Annotated in this window: 17 protein-coding genes; 10 read left to right on the top strand and 7 right to left on the bottom strand. The window is 70.6% G+C overall.

Features of this window, described 5'->3' with window-relative positions; all coding sequences use genetic code 11:
- Complete coding sequence (locus ACFYOH_RS05885) at window positions 1-213, top strand: hypothetical protein (RefSeq protein WP_388621583.1); 213 nt, start codon at window positions 1-3, stop codon at window positions 211-213.
- A gap of 46 nt (window positions 214-259) precedes the next feature.
- Here ACFYOH_RS05885 and ACFYOH_RS05880 read toward each other — a convergent pair whose 3' ends face one another.
- The 3 genes from ACFYOH_RS05880 to ACFYOH_RS05870 form a co-directional block, all read right to left on the bottom strand.
- A complete protein-coding gene (locus ACFYOH_RS05880; RefSeq protein ID WP_388621581.1) occupies window positions 260-1,321 on the bottom strand; it encodes a S1C family serine protease in 1,062 nt (353 codons plus the stop codon).
- 56 nt (window positions 1,322-1,377) lie between these two features.
- Entirely contained in the window at window positions 1,378-2,079 is a 702-nt protein-coding gene (locus ACFYOH_RS05875; protein ID WP_388621579.1) for a class I SAM-dependent methyltransferase, read from the bottom strand.
- 83 nt (window positions 2,080-2,162) lie between these two features.
- A complete protein-coding gene (locus ACFYOH_RS05870) occupies window positions 2,163-2,792 on the bottom strand; it encodes a DUF3043 domain-containing protein (RefSeq protein WP_388621578.1) in 630 nt (209 codons plus the stop codon).
- A gap of 245 nt (window positions 2,793-3,037) precedes the next feature.
- Between ACFYOH_RS05870 and ACFYOH_RS05865 the strand changes: the two genes are divergently transcribed.
- The 4 genes from ACFYOH_RS05865 to ACFYOH_RS05850 are packed head-to-tail and all read left to right on the top strand — an operon-like array spanning window position 3,038 to window position 6,132.
- Window positions 3,038-3,829, top strand: coding sequence for a PspA/IM30 family protein (locus tag ACFYOH_RS05865; protein WP_388621576.1), 792 nt, complete (start codon window positions 3,038-3,040; stop codon window positions 3,827-3,829).
- Window positions 3,830-3,862: 33 nt separating this feature from the next.
- Window positions 3,863-4,141 carry a hypothetical protein gene (locus tag ACFYOH_RS05860; protein WP_388621574.1) on the top strand — a complete coding sequence of 93 codons (279 nt, stop codon included), beginning with the start codon at window positions 3,863-3,865 and terminating at the stop codon, window positions 4,139-4,141.
- A gap of 57 nt (window positions 4,142-4,198) precedes the next feature.
- Window positions 4,199-5,419: a sensor histidine kinase gene (locus ACFYOH_RS05855; RefSeq protein WP_388621572.1), complete on the top strand. Its 1,221-nt coding sequence runs from the start codon at window positions 4,199-4,201 to the stop codon at window positions 5,417-5,419.
- A 32-nt stretch (window positions 5,420-5,451) separates the two neighbouring features.
- Window positions 5,452-6,132, top strand: a complete 681-nt coding sequence (locus ACFYOH_RS05850) for a response regulator (RefSeq protein ID WP_388621570.1) — start codon at window positions 5,452-5,454, stop codon at window positions 6,130-6,132.
- A gap of 196 nt (window positions 6,133-6,328) precedes the next feature.
- On the opposite strand, the gene nadA is transcribed toward ACFYOH_RS05850, so the two are convergent.
- The gene (gene nadA / locus ACFYOH_RS05845; RefSeq protein ID WP_388621568.1) at window positions 6,329-7,513 is read right to left on the bottom strand and encodes a quinolinate synthase NadA; all 1,185 of its coding nucleotides are present in this window, start codon (window positions 7,511-7,513) and stop codon (window positions 6,329-6,331) included.
- Window positions 7,514-7,777: 264 nt separating this feature from the next.
- Here nadA and ACFYOH_RS05840 point away from each other — a divergent pair, with 264 nt between their 5' ends.
- On the top strand, window positions 7,778-8,134 hold the full coding sequence (locus ACFYOH_RS05840) for an iron-sulfur cluster assembly accessory protein (RefSeq protein WP_190000258.1): 357 nt from the start codon (window positions 7,778-7,780) through the stop codon (window positions 8,132-8,134).
- A 73-nt stretch (window positions 8,135-8,207) separates the two neighbouring features.
- Here the strand turns inward: ACFYOH_RS05840 and ACFYOH_RS05835 are convergent, their stop codons facing one another.
- Both ACFYOH_RS05835 and ACFYOH_RS05830 read right to left on the bottom strand, forming a co-directional pair.
- A complete protein-coding gene (locus ACFYOH_RS05835) occupies window positions 8,208-9,782 on the bottom strand; it encodes a hypothetical protein (RefSeq protein WP_388621566.1) in 1,575 nt (524 codons plus the stop codon).
- A 100-nt stretch (window positions 9,783-9,882) separates the two neighbouring features.
- The gene (locus ACFYOH_RS05830; RefSeq protein WP_388621565.1) at window positions 9,883-10,101 is read right to left on the bottom strand and encodes a hypothetical protein; all 219 of its coding nucleotides are present in this window, start codon (window positions 10,099-10,101) and stop codon (window positions 9,883-9,885) included.
- 130 nt (window positions 10,102-10,231) lie between these two features.
- On the opposite strand from ACFYOH_RS05830, the gene ACFYOH_RS05825 reads away from it, so the two are divergent.
- Window positions 10,232-11,206: a carbohydrate kinase family protein gene (locus ACFYOH_RS05825; RefSeq protein WP_388621563.1), complete on the top strand. Its 975-nt coding sequence runs from the start codon at window positions 10,232-10,234 to the stop codon at window positions 11,204-11,206.
- 39 nt (window positions 11,207-11,245) lie between these two features.
- On the opposite strand, the gene ACFYOH_RS05820 is transcribed toward ACFYOH_RS05825, so the two are convergent.
- Window positions 11,246-12,625, bottom strand: a complete 1,380-nt coding sequence (locus ACFYOH_RS05820) for a cysteine desulfurase/sulfurtransferase TusA family protein (protein ID WP_388621562.1) — start codon at window positions 12,623-12,625, stop codon at window positions 11,246-11,248.
- A gap of 284 nt (window positions 12,626-12,909) precedes the next feature.
- On the opposite strand from ACFYOH_RS05820, the gene coxB reads away from it, so the two are divergent.
- Genes coxB through ACFYOH_RS05805 form a run of 3 tightly spaced genes read left to right on the top strand, consistent with a single transcriptional unit; the run spans window position 12,910 to window position 15,994 of the window.
- Window positions 12,910-13,869: a cytochrome c oxidase subunit II gene (gene coxB / locus ACFYOH_RS05815; protein WP_388621560.1), complete on the top strand. Its 960-nt coding sequence runs from the start codon at window positions 12,910-12,912 to the stop codon at window positions 13,867-13,869.
- Window positions 13,866-15,599 carry a cytochrome c oxidase subunit I gene (gene ctaD / locus ACFYOH_RS05810; RefSeq protein WP_388621559.1) on the top strand — a complete coding sequence of 578 codons (1,734 nt, stop codon included), beginning with the start codon at window positions 13,866-13,868 and terminating at the stop codon, window positions 15,597-15,599. Before coxB ends, ctaD begins: the two co-directional genes overlap by 4 nt.
- Entirely contained in the window at window positions 15,596-15,994 is a 399-nt protein-coding gene (locus ACFYOH_RS05805) for a cytochrome c oxidase subunit 4 (protein ID WP_388621557.1), read from the top strand. Before ctaD ends, ACFYOH_RS05805 begins: the two co-directional genes overlap by 4 nt.
- Window positions 15,995-16,012: the final 18 nt, after the last annotated feature.

Genomic DNA, 16,012 nt, shown 5'->3' with positions numbered 1-16,012 from the left:
ATGACGGCATGGACGTGGCGGTTCGAGAAGGCCGACGGGACGGAGGTCCAGCCCGCGGTGGAACCGGAGGAGTTCACCACCCAGGGGGATGCCGAGTCCTGGATCGGCGAGCACTGGAAGGCGCTCCTGGAGGGCGGCGCCGACCAGGTGCGGCTGTTCGAGGAGAACACCGAGATCTACGGCCCGATGAGCCTGCACGCCGACGCGGCGTAGCCGGCGCCGTCGGCGTGGCGGGGTACGGCCGCGGTCGTACCCTTCGTCACTGCTCGCCCAGCGTCACCTCCACCGTCTTCTCGGCGCCGCCCCGCTGGTAGGTCACCGAGGTCTTCTGGCCCGGCTTGTCCGCCGCCAGCGCCACCGCGAGGGAGGTGACGGTGGAGATCGGCCGGCCGCCCACCTTGGTGATGACGTCGCCCGGGCGCAGTCCCGCCCTGTCCGCCGCACCGCCGGGTCTGACGGTGACCACCGCCACCCCGGCGGGCTGGTAGCGGTCGTCCACGACCGACCGCGCGGTGATGCCGAGCGCGGCCCGGCCGGAGTTGACGACCTTGCCCTTCTGCACGATCTGCCCGGCGATCGTCTGCACCATCGACGCCGGGATGGCGAACCCGATGCCGGGCGCCGCGTTGCCCCCGAGCTGCGGGTCGGCGGCGGCGAGCGTCGGGATGCCGATGACCTGACCGGCGAGATTGACCAGCGCGCCGCCGCTGTTGCCCGGGTTGATGGCGGCCGAGGTCTGCACCATGTTCGCGAGCGTCGCGCCCGTGGCCCCGCCGGGGGCCTCGCTGACGGTGCGTCCGGTCGCCGAGACGATGCCCTGGGTCACGCTGGACGACAGCCCGAGCGGTGAGCCCATGGCCAGCACGATCTGGCCGACCTCCACCTTCTCGGAGTCGCCGAACGCCGCTGCTCGCAGCCCGGTCGGCACCTTGTCCAGCTTGATCACGGCCAGGTCCTGCTCGGGGTAGGAGTACACCAGGCTCGCGGTGAGCGGCTCCTCGCTGTTGGCCGTGGTCACCTTGAAGGTCTTCTCCGAACCGACCACGTGCGCGTTGGTGACGATGTGTCCCTTGCCGTCGTACACCACCCCGGAGCCCAGTTCCTGGCTCGCCTGGATCTGCACGACCGACGGCAGGACGTCCTTGATGACCTTCTGGTACCGGCTCTGCAGATCACCCGCGGCCATCGGGGCGGCCGCCCGCGCGGAGGCCGCGGGGTCCCGCGCGGCCTCGGGAGCGTCCGCCGTACAGCTCGCCACGCAACACACCAGCGTGACCGCGACGGCGGTCCTCCGCAGGGCACGGATCGGGGAAGCTTCCATGCCCCGAGTCTCACCGCGCGCCGATCACCCGGCCCGCGGTGTTGGCCCGAACGGTCTCAGCCCCGTACGCCGCACAGGTGCAGCAGCGCCGCAACCCGGCGGTAGGGGTCCGTGCGCCCGGCCCGCTCCTCGACCGCGAGCAGCGTCTGAAGGTCGTCCGGGATCTCCGCGTCGTCCGCCGCCGTGTCCGTGAAGACCCGCACGCCGTACCAGGCGTGCAGCGGGGCCGCGATCCCGGCGAGCGTGGCGGTGAGGGCGGCCAGCCGGTCGGCCCGTACGTCCAGGCCGAGCCGGTTGTGATAGGCGGCGGTGTCAAAGGCGGCCAGCGCGCCCGCCCAGTTGCCGGACAGGCCCGGGCGCATGGCGAGCGCGTCGCCGTTGCGGACGAGCAGGGAGAGGAGCCCGCCGGGGGCGAGCATCCGGGCCAGGCCCGCGACCAGCGGGTCCGGCTCCTCGACGTACATCAGCACCCCGTGGCACAGCACCACGTCGAAGCTGCCCGGCAGGAAGTGGACCCCGGTGTCCCGGCCGTCGCCCTGCACCAGCCGGACCCGCTCCCGGATGCCCTCCGGCTGCGCGGCCAGCGCCTCACGCGCGGCGGCGATCATCGTCGCGTCCTGCTCGACACCGGTCACCTGATGGCCGAGCCGGGCCAGCCGCAGCGCCTGCGTGCCCTGGCCCATGCCCACGTCGAGCACCCGCAGCCGCTGCCCGACCGGGAACCGCCCGGCTATCTGCTCGTCCAGCTGCCGCGCCACCAGCTCCTGGCGTACGACGTCCCGCAGCTTGCCCAGCTTGTTCAGCCAGGCGTCGGCCGCAGCCCCGGTGAAGGCGTCTGCGCTCAGGGCCGCTCTCCGCGCTTGACCTGCGGCTTCGGCAGCCGGAGCCGGCGCATCTGGAGGGAGCGCATCAGGGCGTAGGCGACCGCGCCACGCGTGTTCTGGTCCGGGAAGCGCTCTCCCAGCCGCTTCTTCAGCCGGAAGCCGCTGAACGCCGCGTCCAGCACGATCAGCACGATCACCACCAGCCACAGCAGCAGCGCGATCGACTGGATCGCCGGCACCCGCACCACGCTCAGCACCAGGATCACCACGGCGAGCGGCAGGAAGAACTCCGCCACGTTGTACCGCGAGTCCACCCAGTTGCGGGCGAACTTGCGGACCGGGCCCTTGTCCCGGGCGGGCAGATAGCGCTCGTCACCGGTGGCCAGCGCCTGGCGCTGCCGCTCCAGTGCCTGGCGCCGGTCCTCGCGCTGGCGCTTGGCGGCCTCCTTGCGGTTGGTCGGCGTGTTGGCCACGCTGCGCCGCTGGGACTGGGCCTCACTGCGCTTGGGCGTGGGCCTGCCCTTCGGGGCCTGCGGGTCACGGGACTGCTTGGAGAGGTTCACCTGCGCCTTGTCGGCGGTCGGGGCCTTCTCTTCCTTGGCACGGCTACGGAACACAAAACCCAAGGGTACGGGCTTCACCGGCATGGACCCCAGCCCGGCGGGGAACGATCCGGCAACACCGGACGTCTGTAGGGGGACAGAGGGGACGTTCCGGTGCGGGCGGTGGGGGATCACCTACTCCTCACGCCGGAGCGCTGGCGTCCGCAGTCGTCCTCGGGGATGAGCGCATCCGTCCCCGAACAGTGCGGTAATGGAGTCAGGGCCCGTACTGTGGGTCCTGTCGCAGGATCTGTGAGCTGGAGTCCGTCAGAAGGGGGCGCGCGAAGCCCATGAGCGGTGTCATGAAGCGTATGGGGATGATCTTCCGCGCGAAGGCGAACAAGGCCCTTGACCGGGCCGAGGACCCGCGCGAGACCCTCGATTACTCGTACCAGAAGCAGCTGGAGCTGCTGCAGAAGGTCCGCCGTGGCGTCGCCGACGTGGCGACCAGCCGCAAGCGCCTGGAACTCCAGCTCAACCAGCTGCAGCAGCAGTCGACCAAGCTGGAGGACCAGGGCCGCAAGGCGCTCGCGCTGGGCCGCGAGGACCTGGCCCGCGAGGCGCTGTCCCGGCGCGCCGCGCTCCAGCAGCAGGTCACCGACCTGGAGTCGCAGCACGCCACCCTCCAGGGCGAGGAGGAGAAGCTCACCCTCGCGGCCCAGCGTCTGCAGGCCAAGGTGGACGCCTTCCGGACGAAGAAGGAGACCATCAAGGCCACCTACACCGCCGCCCAGGCGCAGACCCGGATCGGCGAGGCCTTCACCGGCATCTCCGAGGAGATGGGCGACGTCGGCCTGGCCATCCAGCGCGCCGAGGACAAGACCGCCCAGCTCCAGGCCCGGGCCGGCGCCATCGACGAGCTGCTCGCCTCCGGTGCCCTGGACGACCCGACCGGCATGGCCAAGGACGACATCGCCGCCGAGCTGGACCGGATCTCCGGTGGTACGGATGTAGAGCTGGAACTGCAGCGCATGAAGGCCGAGCTGGCCGGGGGCTCCCCGCAGCAGGCCATCGAGGGCGGCACCGGGCAGGGGCAGTCCCAGCAGCAGCCGCAGGACACCCCGCGCTTCGACAAGCAGTAGCCCGGCGCCGGGACCCGAGCCGAGGAGGCCGACGTGATCGTACGGATCATGGGGGAGGGCCAGGTCAAGCTGGACGACTCCCACGTCGTCGAGCTGAACAAGCTGGACGACGAGCTGCTGGCCGAGATGGAGAGCGGCGACGAGGCGGCGTTCCGCCGCACGTTCGCCGCGCTCCTGGACGCCGTGCGCCGGCTCGGGGTTCCCCTCCCCGACGACTCGCTGCAACCGTCCGAGCTCATTCTTCCGGCGCCGGACGCGTCGCTGGAGGAGGTACGGGAGATGCTCAGCGACGACGGGCTGATCCCCGGCTGAGGGCGCCCGAGGGCTTGGGGCGCAGGGCATCTTGCCGGCACCCGTACTGTTCAGGACGTGAGCACTCTCGAACGAGCCCGTTGCCGCGTGAAGGCCCACCCCCTCGCGCTGGACGCGTCCATCGCCGCAGCCGTGCTGGCATGCATGGTCGCCGGCTCCTTCGTGGTGCCCCGCGGAGCGCACGGCGTCACCTGGGGTTTCCGCACCCCCGACCCCCTCAGCCTGCTCCTCATGCTGCTCGCCGCGGTCACGCTGGTTTTCCGTCGCCGCGCCCCCAGGACGGTCCTCGCCGTCACCGGCGCCCTCTCCGTGATCGAGTGCGTCACAGGCGACCCCCGCGCCCCGGTCGCGATGTCCGCCGTGGTCGCCCTGTACACCGTCGCCTCGACCACCGACCGCACCACCACCCTGCGCGTCGGCCTGCTCACCATGACCGTGCTGACGGCCGCCGCCATGCTCGGCGGCCCGCTGCCCTGGTACGCGCAGGAGAACCTCGGCGTCCTCGCCTGGACCGGCATCGGCGCCACCGCCGGGGACGCCGTACGCAGCCGGCGTGCCGTCGTCCAGGCCATCCGGGAGCGGGCGGAGCGAGCCGAACGCACCCGGGAGGAGGAGGCCCGGCGCCGGGTCGCCGAGGAGCGGCTGCGCATCGCCCGCGATCTGCACGACGTCGTCGCCCATCACATCGCCCTCGTGAACGTGCAGGCCGGGGTGGCCGCGCATGTCATGGACAAGCGGCCCGACCAGGCCAAGGAGGCCCTGGCCCACGTCCGCGAGGCCAGCCGCTCGGCACTGGAGGAGCTGCGCGCCACCGTCGGCCTGCTCCGCCAGTCCGGAGATCCGGAGGCCCCCACCGAGCCCGCCGGCGGGCTCGGCCGGCTGGAGGAGCTCGCGGACACCTTCCGCAACGCGGGACTGCCGGTGGAGGTGGCCCGCGCCGACCAGGGCGCCGAACTGCCCGCCGCCGTCGACCTGGCCGCCTACCGGATCGTCCAGGAGGCCCTGACCAACGTGCAGAAGCACGCCGGACCGCAGGCCAAGGCCGAGGTCAGCGTCGTACGGGTGGGCACGGACATCGAGGTCACCGTGCTGGACAACGGCGCGGGCGCGGCCGGAGTGCCCGGGGCCGGTGGCGGGCACGGACTGCTGGGCATGCGCGAGCGGGTCACCGCCGTCGGCGGCACCCTCACCACCGGGCCCCGCTACGGCGGCGGCTTCCGCGTCCATGCGATCCTGCCCCTCAAGACCCGCACCGAGACCCGCAGAGATCCGTACTGAGACCCGTACGACGGCCCCCGGGGGGAGCCCGCATGACGATCCGTGTCCTGCTCGCCGACGACCAGGCCCTGCTGCGCAGCGCGTTCCGGGTGCTGGTCGACTCCGAGCCCGACATGGAGGTGGTGGGGGAGGCCTCCGACGGGGCAGAGGCGGTCCGGCTGGCGAAGGAGCAGGGCGCCGACGTCGTCCTCATGGACATCCGGATGCCCGGCACCGACGGACTCGCCGCCACCCGGCTGATCAGCGCCGATCCCTCCCTGGCGGAGGTTCGCGTGGTCATCCTGACCACCTTCGAGGTCGACGACTACGTCATCCAGGCCCTGCGCGCGGGCGCCTCCGGCTTCCTCGGCAAGGGCAGCGAGCCGGAGGAGCTGCTGAACGCCATCCGGGTCGCGGCGGGCGGCGAGGCCCTGTTGTCCCCGGCCGCCACCAAGGGGCTGATCGCCCGGTTCCTCGCCCAGGGCGACGGAGACGACGGGCGCGACCCCGCCCGCTCCGAGCGGCTCGGCGCGCTCACCGGGCGGGAGCGCGAGGTGCTGGTCCAGGTCGCCGGCGGCCACTCGAACGACGAGATCGCCGAACGGCTCACGGTCAGTCCGCTGACGGTGAAGACGCACGTCAACCGGGCCATGGCCAAGCTGGGCGCGCGCGACCGGGCGCAGCTCGTGGTGATCGCGTACGAGTCGGGGCTGGTGCGTCCGAGGGCGGACTGATCTCCACCCGGGCGTACTGCGGGTGCGGTAGGGCCCGGATAAGGAAAGGGACTCTGGGCTTACGGTTCGGCCGTCCGGGATGGCTCAGGGTGAGAGGGGCAGTTGCTGCCCACCATCAAAGGTGCTGGAACCGGCCGGAGTCTGACGGCATGCGAAGGGGCCGGGTCTCGTCCGAGACCCGGCCCCTTCGTGCGTGCTAGGGAAGCGCGAGCATCCGCTCCAGCGCCAGCTTCGCGAACGCCTCCGTCTCCTTGTCGACCTCGATCCGGTTGACCAGGTTGCCCTCGGCCAGGGATTCCAGGGCCCAGACCAGGTGGGGCAGGTCGATGCGGTTCATGGTCGAGCAGAAGCAGACCGTCTTGTCGAGGAAGACGATCTCCTTGTTCTCGGGCGCGAAACGGTTCGCCAGGCGGCGGACCAGGTTCAGCTCCGTGCCGATGGCCCACTTCGAGCCGGCCGGGGCCGCCTCCAGGGCCTTGATGATGTACTCGGTGGAGCCGACGTAGTCCGCGGCGGTCACGACCTCGTGCTTGCACTCCGGGTGGACCAGGACGTTCACGCCCGGGATGCGCTCGCGGACGTCGTTGACCGAGTCCAGGCTGAAGCGGCCGTGCACCGAGCAGTGGCCGCGCCACAGGATCATCTTGGCGGCGCGCAGCTCCTCCGCCGTCAGCCCGCCGTTCGGCTTGTGCGGGTTGTAGACCACGCAGTCGTCCAGGGACATGCCCATGTCCCGGACGGCGGTGTTGCGGCCGAGGTGCTGGTCGGGCAGGAACAGCACCTTCTCACCCTGCTCGAAGGCCCAGCCGAGGGCGCGCTTGGCGTTCGACGAGGTGCAGATCGTGCCGCCGTGCTTGCCGGTGAAGGCCTTGATGTCGGCGGAGGAGTTCATGTACGAGACGGGGACGACCTGCTCCGCGATCCCGGCCTCGGTCAGCACGTCCCAGCACTCCGCCACCTGCTCGGCCGTCGCCATGTCGGCCATCGAGCAGCCGGCGGCGAGGTCGGGCAGGACGACCTTCTGGTCGTCGGAGGTGAGGATGTCCGCCGACTCGGCCATGAAGTGCACACCGCAGAAGACGATGTACTCGGCCTCAGGGCGGGCGGCCGCGTCCCGGGCCAGCTTGAAGGAGTCGCCCGTGACGTCGGCGAACTGGATGACCTCGTCGCGCTGGTAGTGGTGGCCGAGCACGAAGACCTTGTCGCCGAGCTTCTCCTTGGCCGCGCGGGCGCGCGCGACCAGGTCCGGGTCGGACGGCGAGGGCAGGTCACCGGGGCACTCGACGCCCCGCTCGCTCTTCGGGTCGGCCTCACGGCCGAGCAGCAGCAGGGCGAGCGGAGTCGGCTGCACGTCGAGTTCCGGGGTCTGGGCGGTGGTCACGACACGCACCCTTTCTACTTTTCGTCTAACTGACGCTATCTATCATAACTGGTTCACGTCAGTTTGACGATCGCCATAACGTCGATGTGACGTGAATCCCGCTCGGGTCCCTCCACAGGCCGCTGCCGACCCCGTGGGGCATGTGCGAGCATGAAGACGGAAGTAAAAACGCGACAACGCGATTGCCCGGCCCGGAATGAATCCGCGGAAGCGCCGGTTGCACTCGTCGGCAAGCAGTCTCCGTACAACCCGGGAGAGATGTAGATGTCCGTATCGGACGAGACCACCACCGTCACCGACGGCATCATCCTGACCGACGCCGCCGCGTCCAAGGTCAAGGCGCTGCTCGACCAGGAAGGCCGCGACGATCTCGCGCTGCGTGTCGCCGTCCAGCCCGGCGGCTGCTCCGGCCTGCGCTACCAGCTCTTCTTCGACGAGCGCTCGCTCGACGGTGACGTGGTGAAGGACTTCGGCGGGGTCAAGGTCGTCACGGACCGCATGAGCGCTCCGTACCTCGGCGGCGCGACCATCGACTTCGTGGACACGATCGAGAAGCAGGGCTTCACGATCGACAACCCGAACGCGACCGGCTCCTGCGCCTGCGGCGACTCCTTCAGCTGAGAACGGAGTTCCCCGCGCCCCAAGGGGCGCGGGGTCTTCTCATGTGCGGCCACCGCCGCGCGGGCGCGAACCGTCAGGAACCTCCCCGCAGCGCGCCCGGCTTGCCCTGCGGAATACGGCCGCCGTCGATGCCGACGACCGTCCGCCCGTCGAGCGGCGCGGCCAGCCGTACGGTCTTCACGTACTCCTTGGCGATCAGCACACAGACCTTGTCCGGCCAAGGGTGCTCGGTGACGCTCACGGTCACCCGCTCGCCGCTCTCCTTCGCCGCCACCGTGTAGTCGGCGCACACCCCGCCGTAGAAGCTCACGGTCAGGACCCGGCCCTCGGCCGTGTAGCCGATGACCTTCACGGTGTGCGGGCTCGGTGCCGTGCCCGGCCCGCTGGGGGCAGTCGTCGCCGACGCCAGATACCGCGGATCGACCGCCGGGTACGAGACCGTCGAGGCGCCCTGGCCGGCCGGCTCCCGCACCTCGAACAGCCAGGACGGCACCAGCGTCTGCCGCCCGGCGACGGAGTGCGCGGCCAGCCCGAACTCCGCCTTCTCCACGGTGACCGGGTCCGTCCCCGCGTCCGCCCCCCGCTTCGGCACGCCCGTCGACCCGCCGCAGGGCTGCTCCAGCCGGTTCTTCAGCGGCACCGGACTGGCACAGCCGCCGATCCCCATGCGGTGGTCGCCCTTCGGCGCCGCGTTCATCAGCTTCAGTGTCTTCGCGGCGCTCAGCACGGGATACGTGTCGCCCTTCACCGGCGCCCCGAGCAACCCGTGCCCGCCGACCAGCGCGCCCTGCTGGTCCACGGTCAGGCCGGTCGTCCAGCCGTACGTCGGCAGCCCGCCGACCACCGGGTCGGCGTTCACGACCCGCTGACTCCCCATGACCTGGCTCGCGTCGATCTTCGCGTCGTCCAGCCCCGCCGCCTTCAGCACCGGCGCGGCCACCTCGGTCGCCTTGCGCACGCTCACCGGGGCGCCGGTCGGGCCCATCGGGTCATGCGCGCACAGGACGCCCTCCTTGCAGTCGTCGGTGCCCGGCGCGTACCGGCTGAACGTCCAGCTGCCCGGCGCGTCCCGGTTCACCGTCAGGCTCGGACCGGTGCCGTCCTTGCCGCCGACCCGCCAGATCCGGCCCTCGGCCACCGGCGCGCCGTCGATGCCCAGCGCCTTGGCCAGCCGGGTCACCGCGTCCTTGCCGACCTCGCCCTTCGGCACGTACACCGGCGCGGAGCCGGGGCCGGCCGGCAGCTCGCCCTGGGCGACGTACGTGGCGCCGTAGGGGGCCGGTTCGCCCGGGGCGATGCCGCCCGTGCCGCCGAAGCCGTCCAGCGCGAGCGGCGGGGGAGTGGCCCCGGATCCAGCCGCCCCGGGCCCGCCCGTACGGCCGCCGGTGGCGCCGCTCGCCGCGAGGTAGGCGCCGCCGCCGACCAGCAGCACGGCGGCGGCGACGGAGACGACGACGAGCCGCGACCGCCGCCGGCCGGCCGGCCCGTCCTCCGTGTCGTCGGCGCCCTCCGCCGCGGCGGGCACCGGCTCAGGCTGCCCCGAGTCCTCGACACCCTCCTGGCTCCCGCCGTTCCCGGCGCTCTCCGCGCCCTCGGCCTGCTCGGAGCCCTCGGGGTGCTCGCGGTTCTCGGGTCGCTCGGTGTTCACCGCATCGCTCCTCGCTGGTCGTATCCCGAATCCCCCGTCTGGGGGACGGCGATGGGACGCGCGAGGGGAGCGTGCGGTTCCCCGCGAAATGCGCCCCGCGTCAGTCGCCGTAGTCCGACATCGCGTCCAGCAGCCGTGCGGACCGCGCCGGCACGGTCACCCCGTGGATCAGCGACGGCGGCACCGGCCGGGGCTCGGCGTGCTCGGGGACCGCCCAGTGCGGAGCCATCCGGGCGCAGTCGCCGCGCAGTGCGGCGAGGTCGCCGGGGTCACTCCCGAGGTCTGCGGGAGCGGTGTGGCGGAACTTGAGGTTCGTCATGCCCGCACCGTAGGCCTGCTCCGGGCCGCGAAGAAAGATCTACTATCGGGTAGTTTCGCCAGCTACAGAGTGAGTGGCCGAGCGGGTAGCGTGAACTGTCAACCTTGCCTCCCGCAGGAGATTCCCCGTCGTGCGCATCGCAGTCACCGGCTCCATCGCCACCGACCACCTCATGACCTTCCCCGGCCGCTTCGCCGACCAGTTCGTCGCGGACCAGCTGCACACGGTTTCGCTCTCCTTCCTCGTCGACAACCTGGACGTGCGCCGGGGCGGCGTCGGCGCCAACATCGCCTTCGGCATGGGCCAGCTGGGCACCCGGCCCATCCTGGTCGGAGCGGCCGGCTCCGACTTCGACGAGTACCGGGCCTGGCTCGACCGGCACGGCGTGGACACCGGCTCGGTCCGGATCTCGGAGACCCTGCACACCGCCCGCTTCGTGTGCACCACCGACGCCGACCACAACCAGATCGGCTCGTTCTACACCGGCGCGATGAGCGAGGCCCGCCTCATCGAGCTGAAGACCGTCGCCGACCGCGTGGGCGGCCTGGACCTGGTCCTCATCGGCGCCGACGACCCGGAGGCGATGCTCCGCCACACGGAGGAGTGCCGCTCCCGCGCGATCCCCTTCGCCGCCGACTTCTCCCAGCAGATCGCCCGGATGGACGGCGACGAGATCCGGGTGCTGCTGGACGGGGCGACGTACCTGTTCTCCAACGAGTACGAGAAGGGCCTCATCGAGTCCAAGACCGGCTGGAGCGACGCCGAGATCCTGGCCAAGGTCGGCCACCGCGTCACCACGCTCGGCTCGCGCGGCGTGCGCATCGAGCGGGTCGGTGAGGACCCGATCGAGGTCGGCTGCCCCGAGGAGGAGCGCAAGGCCGACCCGACGGGCGTCGGCGACGCCTTCCGCGCCGGGTTCCTGTCGGGGCTGGCCTGGGGTGTCTCGCTGGAGCGGGCCGCTCAGGTGGGCTGCATGCTGGCGACGCTCGTCATCGAGACGGTGGGTACGCAGGAGTACCGGCTGCGGCGGGGCCACTTCATGGAGCGGTTCGTGAAGGCGTACGGGGACGAGGCCGGGGAGGAAGTGCGGGCTCATCTGGGCTGAGGCCGGGTGGCCGGTCGGGGGCCGGCGCCCCCGGACCCCTCAGCCGACCCGGCGCACCAGATACGCCGTACCCCGCTCCGCCGGTTCCTCTCCGACGTACTCCTGCCCCCGCATCTCGCACCACGCCGGGATGTCCAGGCGGGCCGCCTCGTCGTCGGAGAGGACCCGTACGATCCCGCCGACCGGCACCTGACCGAACACCTTCGCCAGTTCGATGACCGGGATCGGGCACCGCTTGCCCAGGGAGTCGACGAGCACTTCCCCGGGACCCTGCTGGGCGGCCGGTGCCTCCGGTGCGCCCAGCTTCTCCCGGACCTCCGCCACCGCCCCCGGCAGCACCCCGAGGAACCGCTCCACGTCGGCCTCCGGCGTGCCCAGCGGCAGGGACACCCGTACGTTCCCCCCGCTCAGCACGCCCATAGCCTTCAGCACATGGCTGGGCGTCAGCGTGCTGCTGGTGCAGGAGGAACCGGAGGAGACGGAGAAGCCCTCCCGGTCCAGCTCGTGCAGCAGCGCCTCGCCGTCGACGTAGAGGCACGAGAAGGTGACGATCCCGGGCAGCCGGCGCTCGGGTTCGCCGACGACCTCCACGTCCGGCACCAGTTGCGGCACCCGTGTCCGGATCCGCTGCGTCAGCTCCCGCAGCCGTACCGCCTCGTGGGCCGCCTCGGCCCGCACCGCCCGCAGGGAGGCCACGGCCGCCACGATCGCCGGGATGTCCTCGAAGCCGGGCGCCCGCCCCGACTCCCGCTCGTCGACGGGTCCTTGGGCGGCGAACCGCACCCCCTTGCGCACGACGAGCAGCCCGACCCCCGAGGGCCCGCCCCACTTGTGTGCGCTGGCCGTGAGCAGCGACCAGTCACCCTCGACCGGCCCCCAGCCCAGCGACTGCGCCGCGTCCACCAGCAGCGGCACCCCGGCGGCCCGGCACACCTCGGCCACCTCGGCGACCGGCTGCACGGTGCCGACCTCATGGTTGGCCGACTGCAGACACGCCAGCGCGGTGTCCGGACGCAGGGCACTCGCATAACCCGACGGCTCCACGGCACCGGCCCGGTTCACCGGCACCTGGGTCACCGTGCCGCCGTCCGCCTCGAACACCTCCGCCGAATGGAGCACGGAGGAGTGTTCGACGGACGACACGATCAGGTGGCGTCCGACCCGGCGCCGCCCGGCCAACGCCCCCACGACACCCGTGTGTACGGCCCTGGTCCCGGACGACGTGAACACCACCTCGTCCGCCCGGCACCCGACCGCCTCGGCGGCCGCCTCCCGGGCGGCGTCCAGCAGCATCCGGGCCTTGCGCCCTTCCCGGTACAGCCGTGCAGGATCGGCCCACCCCTCATCCAGAGAGGCCAACAACGCCTGACGGGCCACGGGATGGAGGGGAGCGGCGGAAGCAGCATCAAAGTAGGCCATACGGCAACGCTAAACCGCCGGTCGGGGCAGCGTCCCGAAGGGGCGCGCGGCGGTGACATCAGCGGCTCCGCCGCGGGGCACGACCAGCCACAACGCACCCGCAGCCGCCAATTAAGCGAACCACCCACTCCAGTAGGCACCCCTCCCCGCGAACCCCCGGAGGGCGTCGGCTAGGGTTTGGTCCGCATAAACATCCAAACCCCTGCCCGACGCAGGGCGGCGACCGACCAGCGAGAAGAAGGCCGCAGCCGACCGCGCGGGCGAGACTCTCGGGAAGGCGCTACGTGAGTCCCAACGGCTCCGACCGCTCGCCGCGGCGCCCGATGCGGCGGAAGCTGCTGCAGGCACTGACCGCGGGCCTGGTCCTGGCGACCGCAACCGGTTGCACATACAAGGACTTCCCCCGCCTTGGCATGCCCAGCCCGACCACGGAAGAGGCTCCGCGGATCCTCTCCCTGTGGCAGGGCTCCTGGGCTGCCGCGCTCGCCGTCGGCGTGCTGGTGTGGGGCCTGATCCTGTGGAGCGCCATGTTCCACCGGCGCAGCCGCACCAAGGTCGAGGTACCTCCGCAGACCCGGTACAACATGCCGATCGAGGCCCTGTACACGGTGGTCCCGATCATCATCATCTCGGTGCTCTTCTACTTCACGGCCCGGGACGAGTCGAAGCTCCTCGACATCTCCAAGAAGCCCGACGTCACGGTCAACGTGGTCGGCTTCCAGTGGAGCTGGGGCTTCAACTACGTCGAGAACGTCCCCGGTGTCTCCGGCGACGCCAAGACCGACAAGAACCTGGACGCCATTCCGGACCGGTTCAAGAAGGACTTCCCGGCGAACGCCGGCGGTGTCTACGACGTCGGCACCCCCGGCACGCGGAACCCGCAGACGAACAACCCCGGTCCGACGCTCTGGCTCCCCAAGGGCGAGACAGTCCGCTTCGTCCTGACCTCTCGTGACGTCATCCACTCCTTCTGGGTGGTGCCGTTCCTGATGAAGATGGACGTCATCCCGGGCCACACCAACTCGTTCCAGGTGACTCCGAACCACGAAGGCACCTTCCTCGGCAAGTGCGCCGAGCTCTGCGGCGTCGACCACTCGCGGATGCTGTTCAACGTGAAGGTCGTATCCCCGGCGGCGTACCAGAAGCACCTCCAGGACCTCGCCAAGAAGGGGCAGACCGGTTACATTCCCGCCGGCATCGCGCAGACGAGCCACGAGAAGAACCGGGAGACGAACAACCTGTGAGCATCCTCAACGAACCCCAGGGTGCCGCGGCAGCTGAAGGCGCGTACGCGGACGAGCTGCCGGTCAGGCGCAAGCAGCCCGGCAATCTCGTGGTGAAGTGGCTGACGACCACCGACCACAAGACCATCGGGACGATGTACCTCGCGACGTCGTTCGCGTTCTTCCTGATCGGTGGCGTGATGGCGCTGCTCATGCGCGCCGAGCTGGCCCGTCCGGGCCTGCAGATCATGTCGAACGAGCAGTTCAACCAGGCGTTCACGATGCACGGCACGATCATGCTGCTGATGTTCGCGACGCCGCTGTTCGCCGGTTTCGCGAACTGGATCATGCCGCTGCAGATCGGCGCGCCCGACGTGGCGTTCCCGCGGCTGAACATGTTCGCCTACTGGCTGTACCTGTTCGGCTCGCTGATCGCGGTGGGCGGCTTCCTCACCCCGGAGGGCGCGGCCGACTTCGGCTGGTTCGCCTACTCGCCGCTGTCGGACGCGGTACGCAGCCCGGGTGTCGGCGCCGACATGTGGATCATGGGTCTGGCCATGTCCGGCTTCGGCACGATCCTCGGCTCGGTCAACTTCATCACCACGATCATCTGCATGCGCGCGCCGGGCATGACCATGTTCCGCATGCCGATCTTCGTGTGGAACGTCCTGCTGACCGGTGTCCTGGTCCTGCTGGCCTTCCCGGTCCTCGCGGCCGCGCTGTTCGCCCTGGAGGCGGACCGCAAGTTCGGCGCCCATGTGTTCGACGCCGCGAACGGCGGAGCCCTGCTATGGCAACACCTCTTCTGGTTCTTCGGACATCCAGAGGTGTACATCATCGCGCTGCCGTTCTTCGGAATCATCTCCGAAGTGATCCCGGTGTTCTCCCGTAAGCCGATGTTCGGCTACATGGGCCTGATCGCCGCGACCATCGCGATCGCCGGTCTGTCCGTGACCGTGTGGGCCCACCACATGTACGTCACCGGTGGTGTGCTGCTGCCGTTCTTCTCCTTCATGACGTTCCTGATCGCCGTGCCGACCGGTGTGAAGTTCTTCAACTGGATCGGCACGATGTGGAAGGGCTCGCTGTCCTTCGAGACGCCGATGCTCTGGGCGACCGGCTTCCTGATCACCTTCACGTTCGGTGGTCTGACCGGTGTCATCCTGGCCTCGCCGCCCATGGACTTCCACGTCTCCGACTCGTACTTCGTGGTGGCCCACTTCCACTACGTGGTCTTCGGCACGGTCGTCTTCGCCATGTTCTCCGGCTTCCACTTCTGGTGGCCGAAGTGGACCGGCAAGATGCTGGACGAGCGCCTCGGCAAGATCACCTTCTGGACGCTGTTCATCGGCTTCCACGGCACCTTCCTGGTCCAGCACTGGCTGGGTGCCGAGGGCATGCCGCGTCGTTACGCCGACTATCTGGCGGCCGACGGCTTCACCGCCCTGAACACGGTCTCCACGATCAGCTCCTTCCTGCTCGGCCTGTCGATCCTGCCGTTCCTCTACAACGTCTGGAAGACGGCCAAGTACGGCAAGCCGGTCGGCGTGGACGACCCGTGGGGTTACGGCCGTTCGCTGGAGTGGGCGACGTCCTGCCCGCCGCCGAGGCACAACTTCGTCACCCTGCCGCGGATCCGCAGCGAATCCCCGGCGTTCGACCTGCACCACCCTGAGATCGCCGCGCTCGAGCAGCTTGCGCACAGCGGTCACGGCACCGCCATCGCGGGCAGCAAGGAGGCCGGCAAGTGAGGATCCAGGGTCGGATGTTCATCTGGCTGAGCGTCTTCATCCTGATCATGGCCATCGTGTATGGCGTGTGGTCGAAGGAGCCGGCCGGTACCACCGCACTGTTCCTGGCCTTCGGCCTGAGCGTCATGATCGGCTTCTACCTGGGCTTCACCGCCCGGCGGGTCGACGCGGGCGCCCAGGACGACAAGGAGGCCGACGTCGCGGACGACGCGGGCGAGCTGGGCTTCTTCAGCCCGCACAGCTGGCAGCCGCTTCTGCTGGGCTTCGGCGGTGCGATCGCCTTCCTCAGCATCGCGGTCGGCTGGTGGCTGATCTACTTCTCCGCCCCGTTCATCGTGGTCGGTTTGTTCGGCTGGGTGTTCGAGTACTACCACGGTGAGAGCCGCACCCAGTAGCACTCGCGCGCAGGCAAC

This window comes from Streptomyces sp. NPDC007856, from assembly GCF_042868225.1.
In the GTDB taxonomy this organism is placed as follows: domain Bacteria; phylum Actinomycetota; class Actinomycetes; order Streptomycetales; family Streptomycetaceae; genus Streptomyces.
The sequence above is the reverse complement of the archived record's forward strand: the minus strand, read 5'-3'. Positions and strand labels throughout refer to the sequence as shown.

Coding starts and splice junctions, on each gene's coding strand:
- ACFYOH_RS05830 (WP_388621565.1), bottom strand. CDS start 10,101: ATGACGAACCTCAAGTTCCGCCACACCGCTCCCGCAGACCTCGGGAGT.
- ACFYOH_RS05820 (WP_388621562.1), bottom strand. CDS start 12,625: ATGGCCTACTTTGATGCTGCTTCCGCCGCTCCCCTCCATCCCGTGGCC.
- ACFYOH_RS05880 (WP_388621581.1), bottom strand. CDS start 1,321: ATGGAAGCTTCCCCGATCCGTGCCCTGCGGAGGACCGCCGTCGCGGTC.
- ACFYOH_RS05865 (WP_388621576.1), top strand. CDS start 3,038: ATGAGCGGTGTCATGAAGCGTATGGGGATGATCTTCCGCGCGAAGGCG.
- ACFYOH_RS05850 (WP_388621570.1), top strand. CDS start 5,452: ATGACGATCCGTGTCCTGCTCGCCGACGACCAGGCCCTGCTGCGCAGC.
- ACFYOH_RS05885 (WP_388621583.1), top strand. CDS start 1: ATGACGGCATGGACGTGGCGGTTCGAGAAGGCCGACGGGACGGAGGTC.
- ACFYOH_RS05840 (WP_190000258.1), top strand. CDS start 7,778: ATGTCCGTATCGGACGAGACCACCACCGTCACCGACGGCATCATCCTG.
- ACFYOH_RS05870 (WP_388621578.1), bottom strand. CDS start 2,792: ATGCCGGTGAAGCCCGTACCCTTGGGTTTTGTGTTCCGTAGCCGTGCC.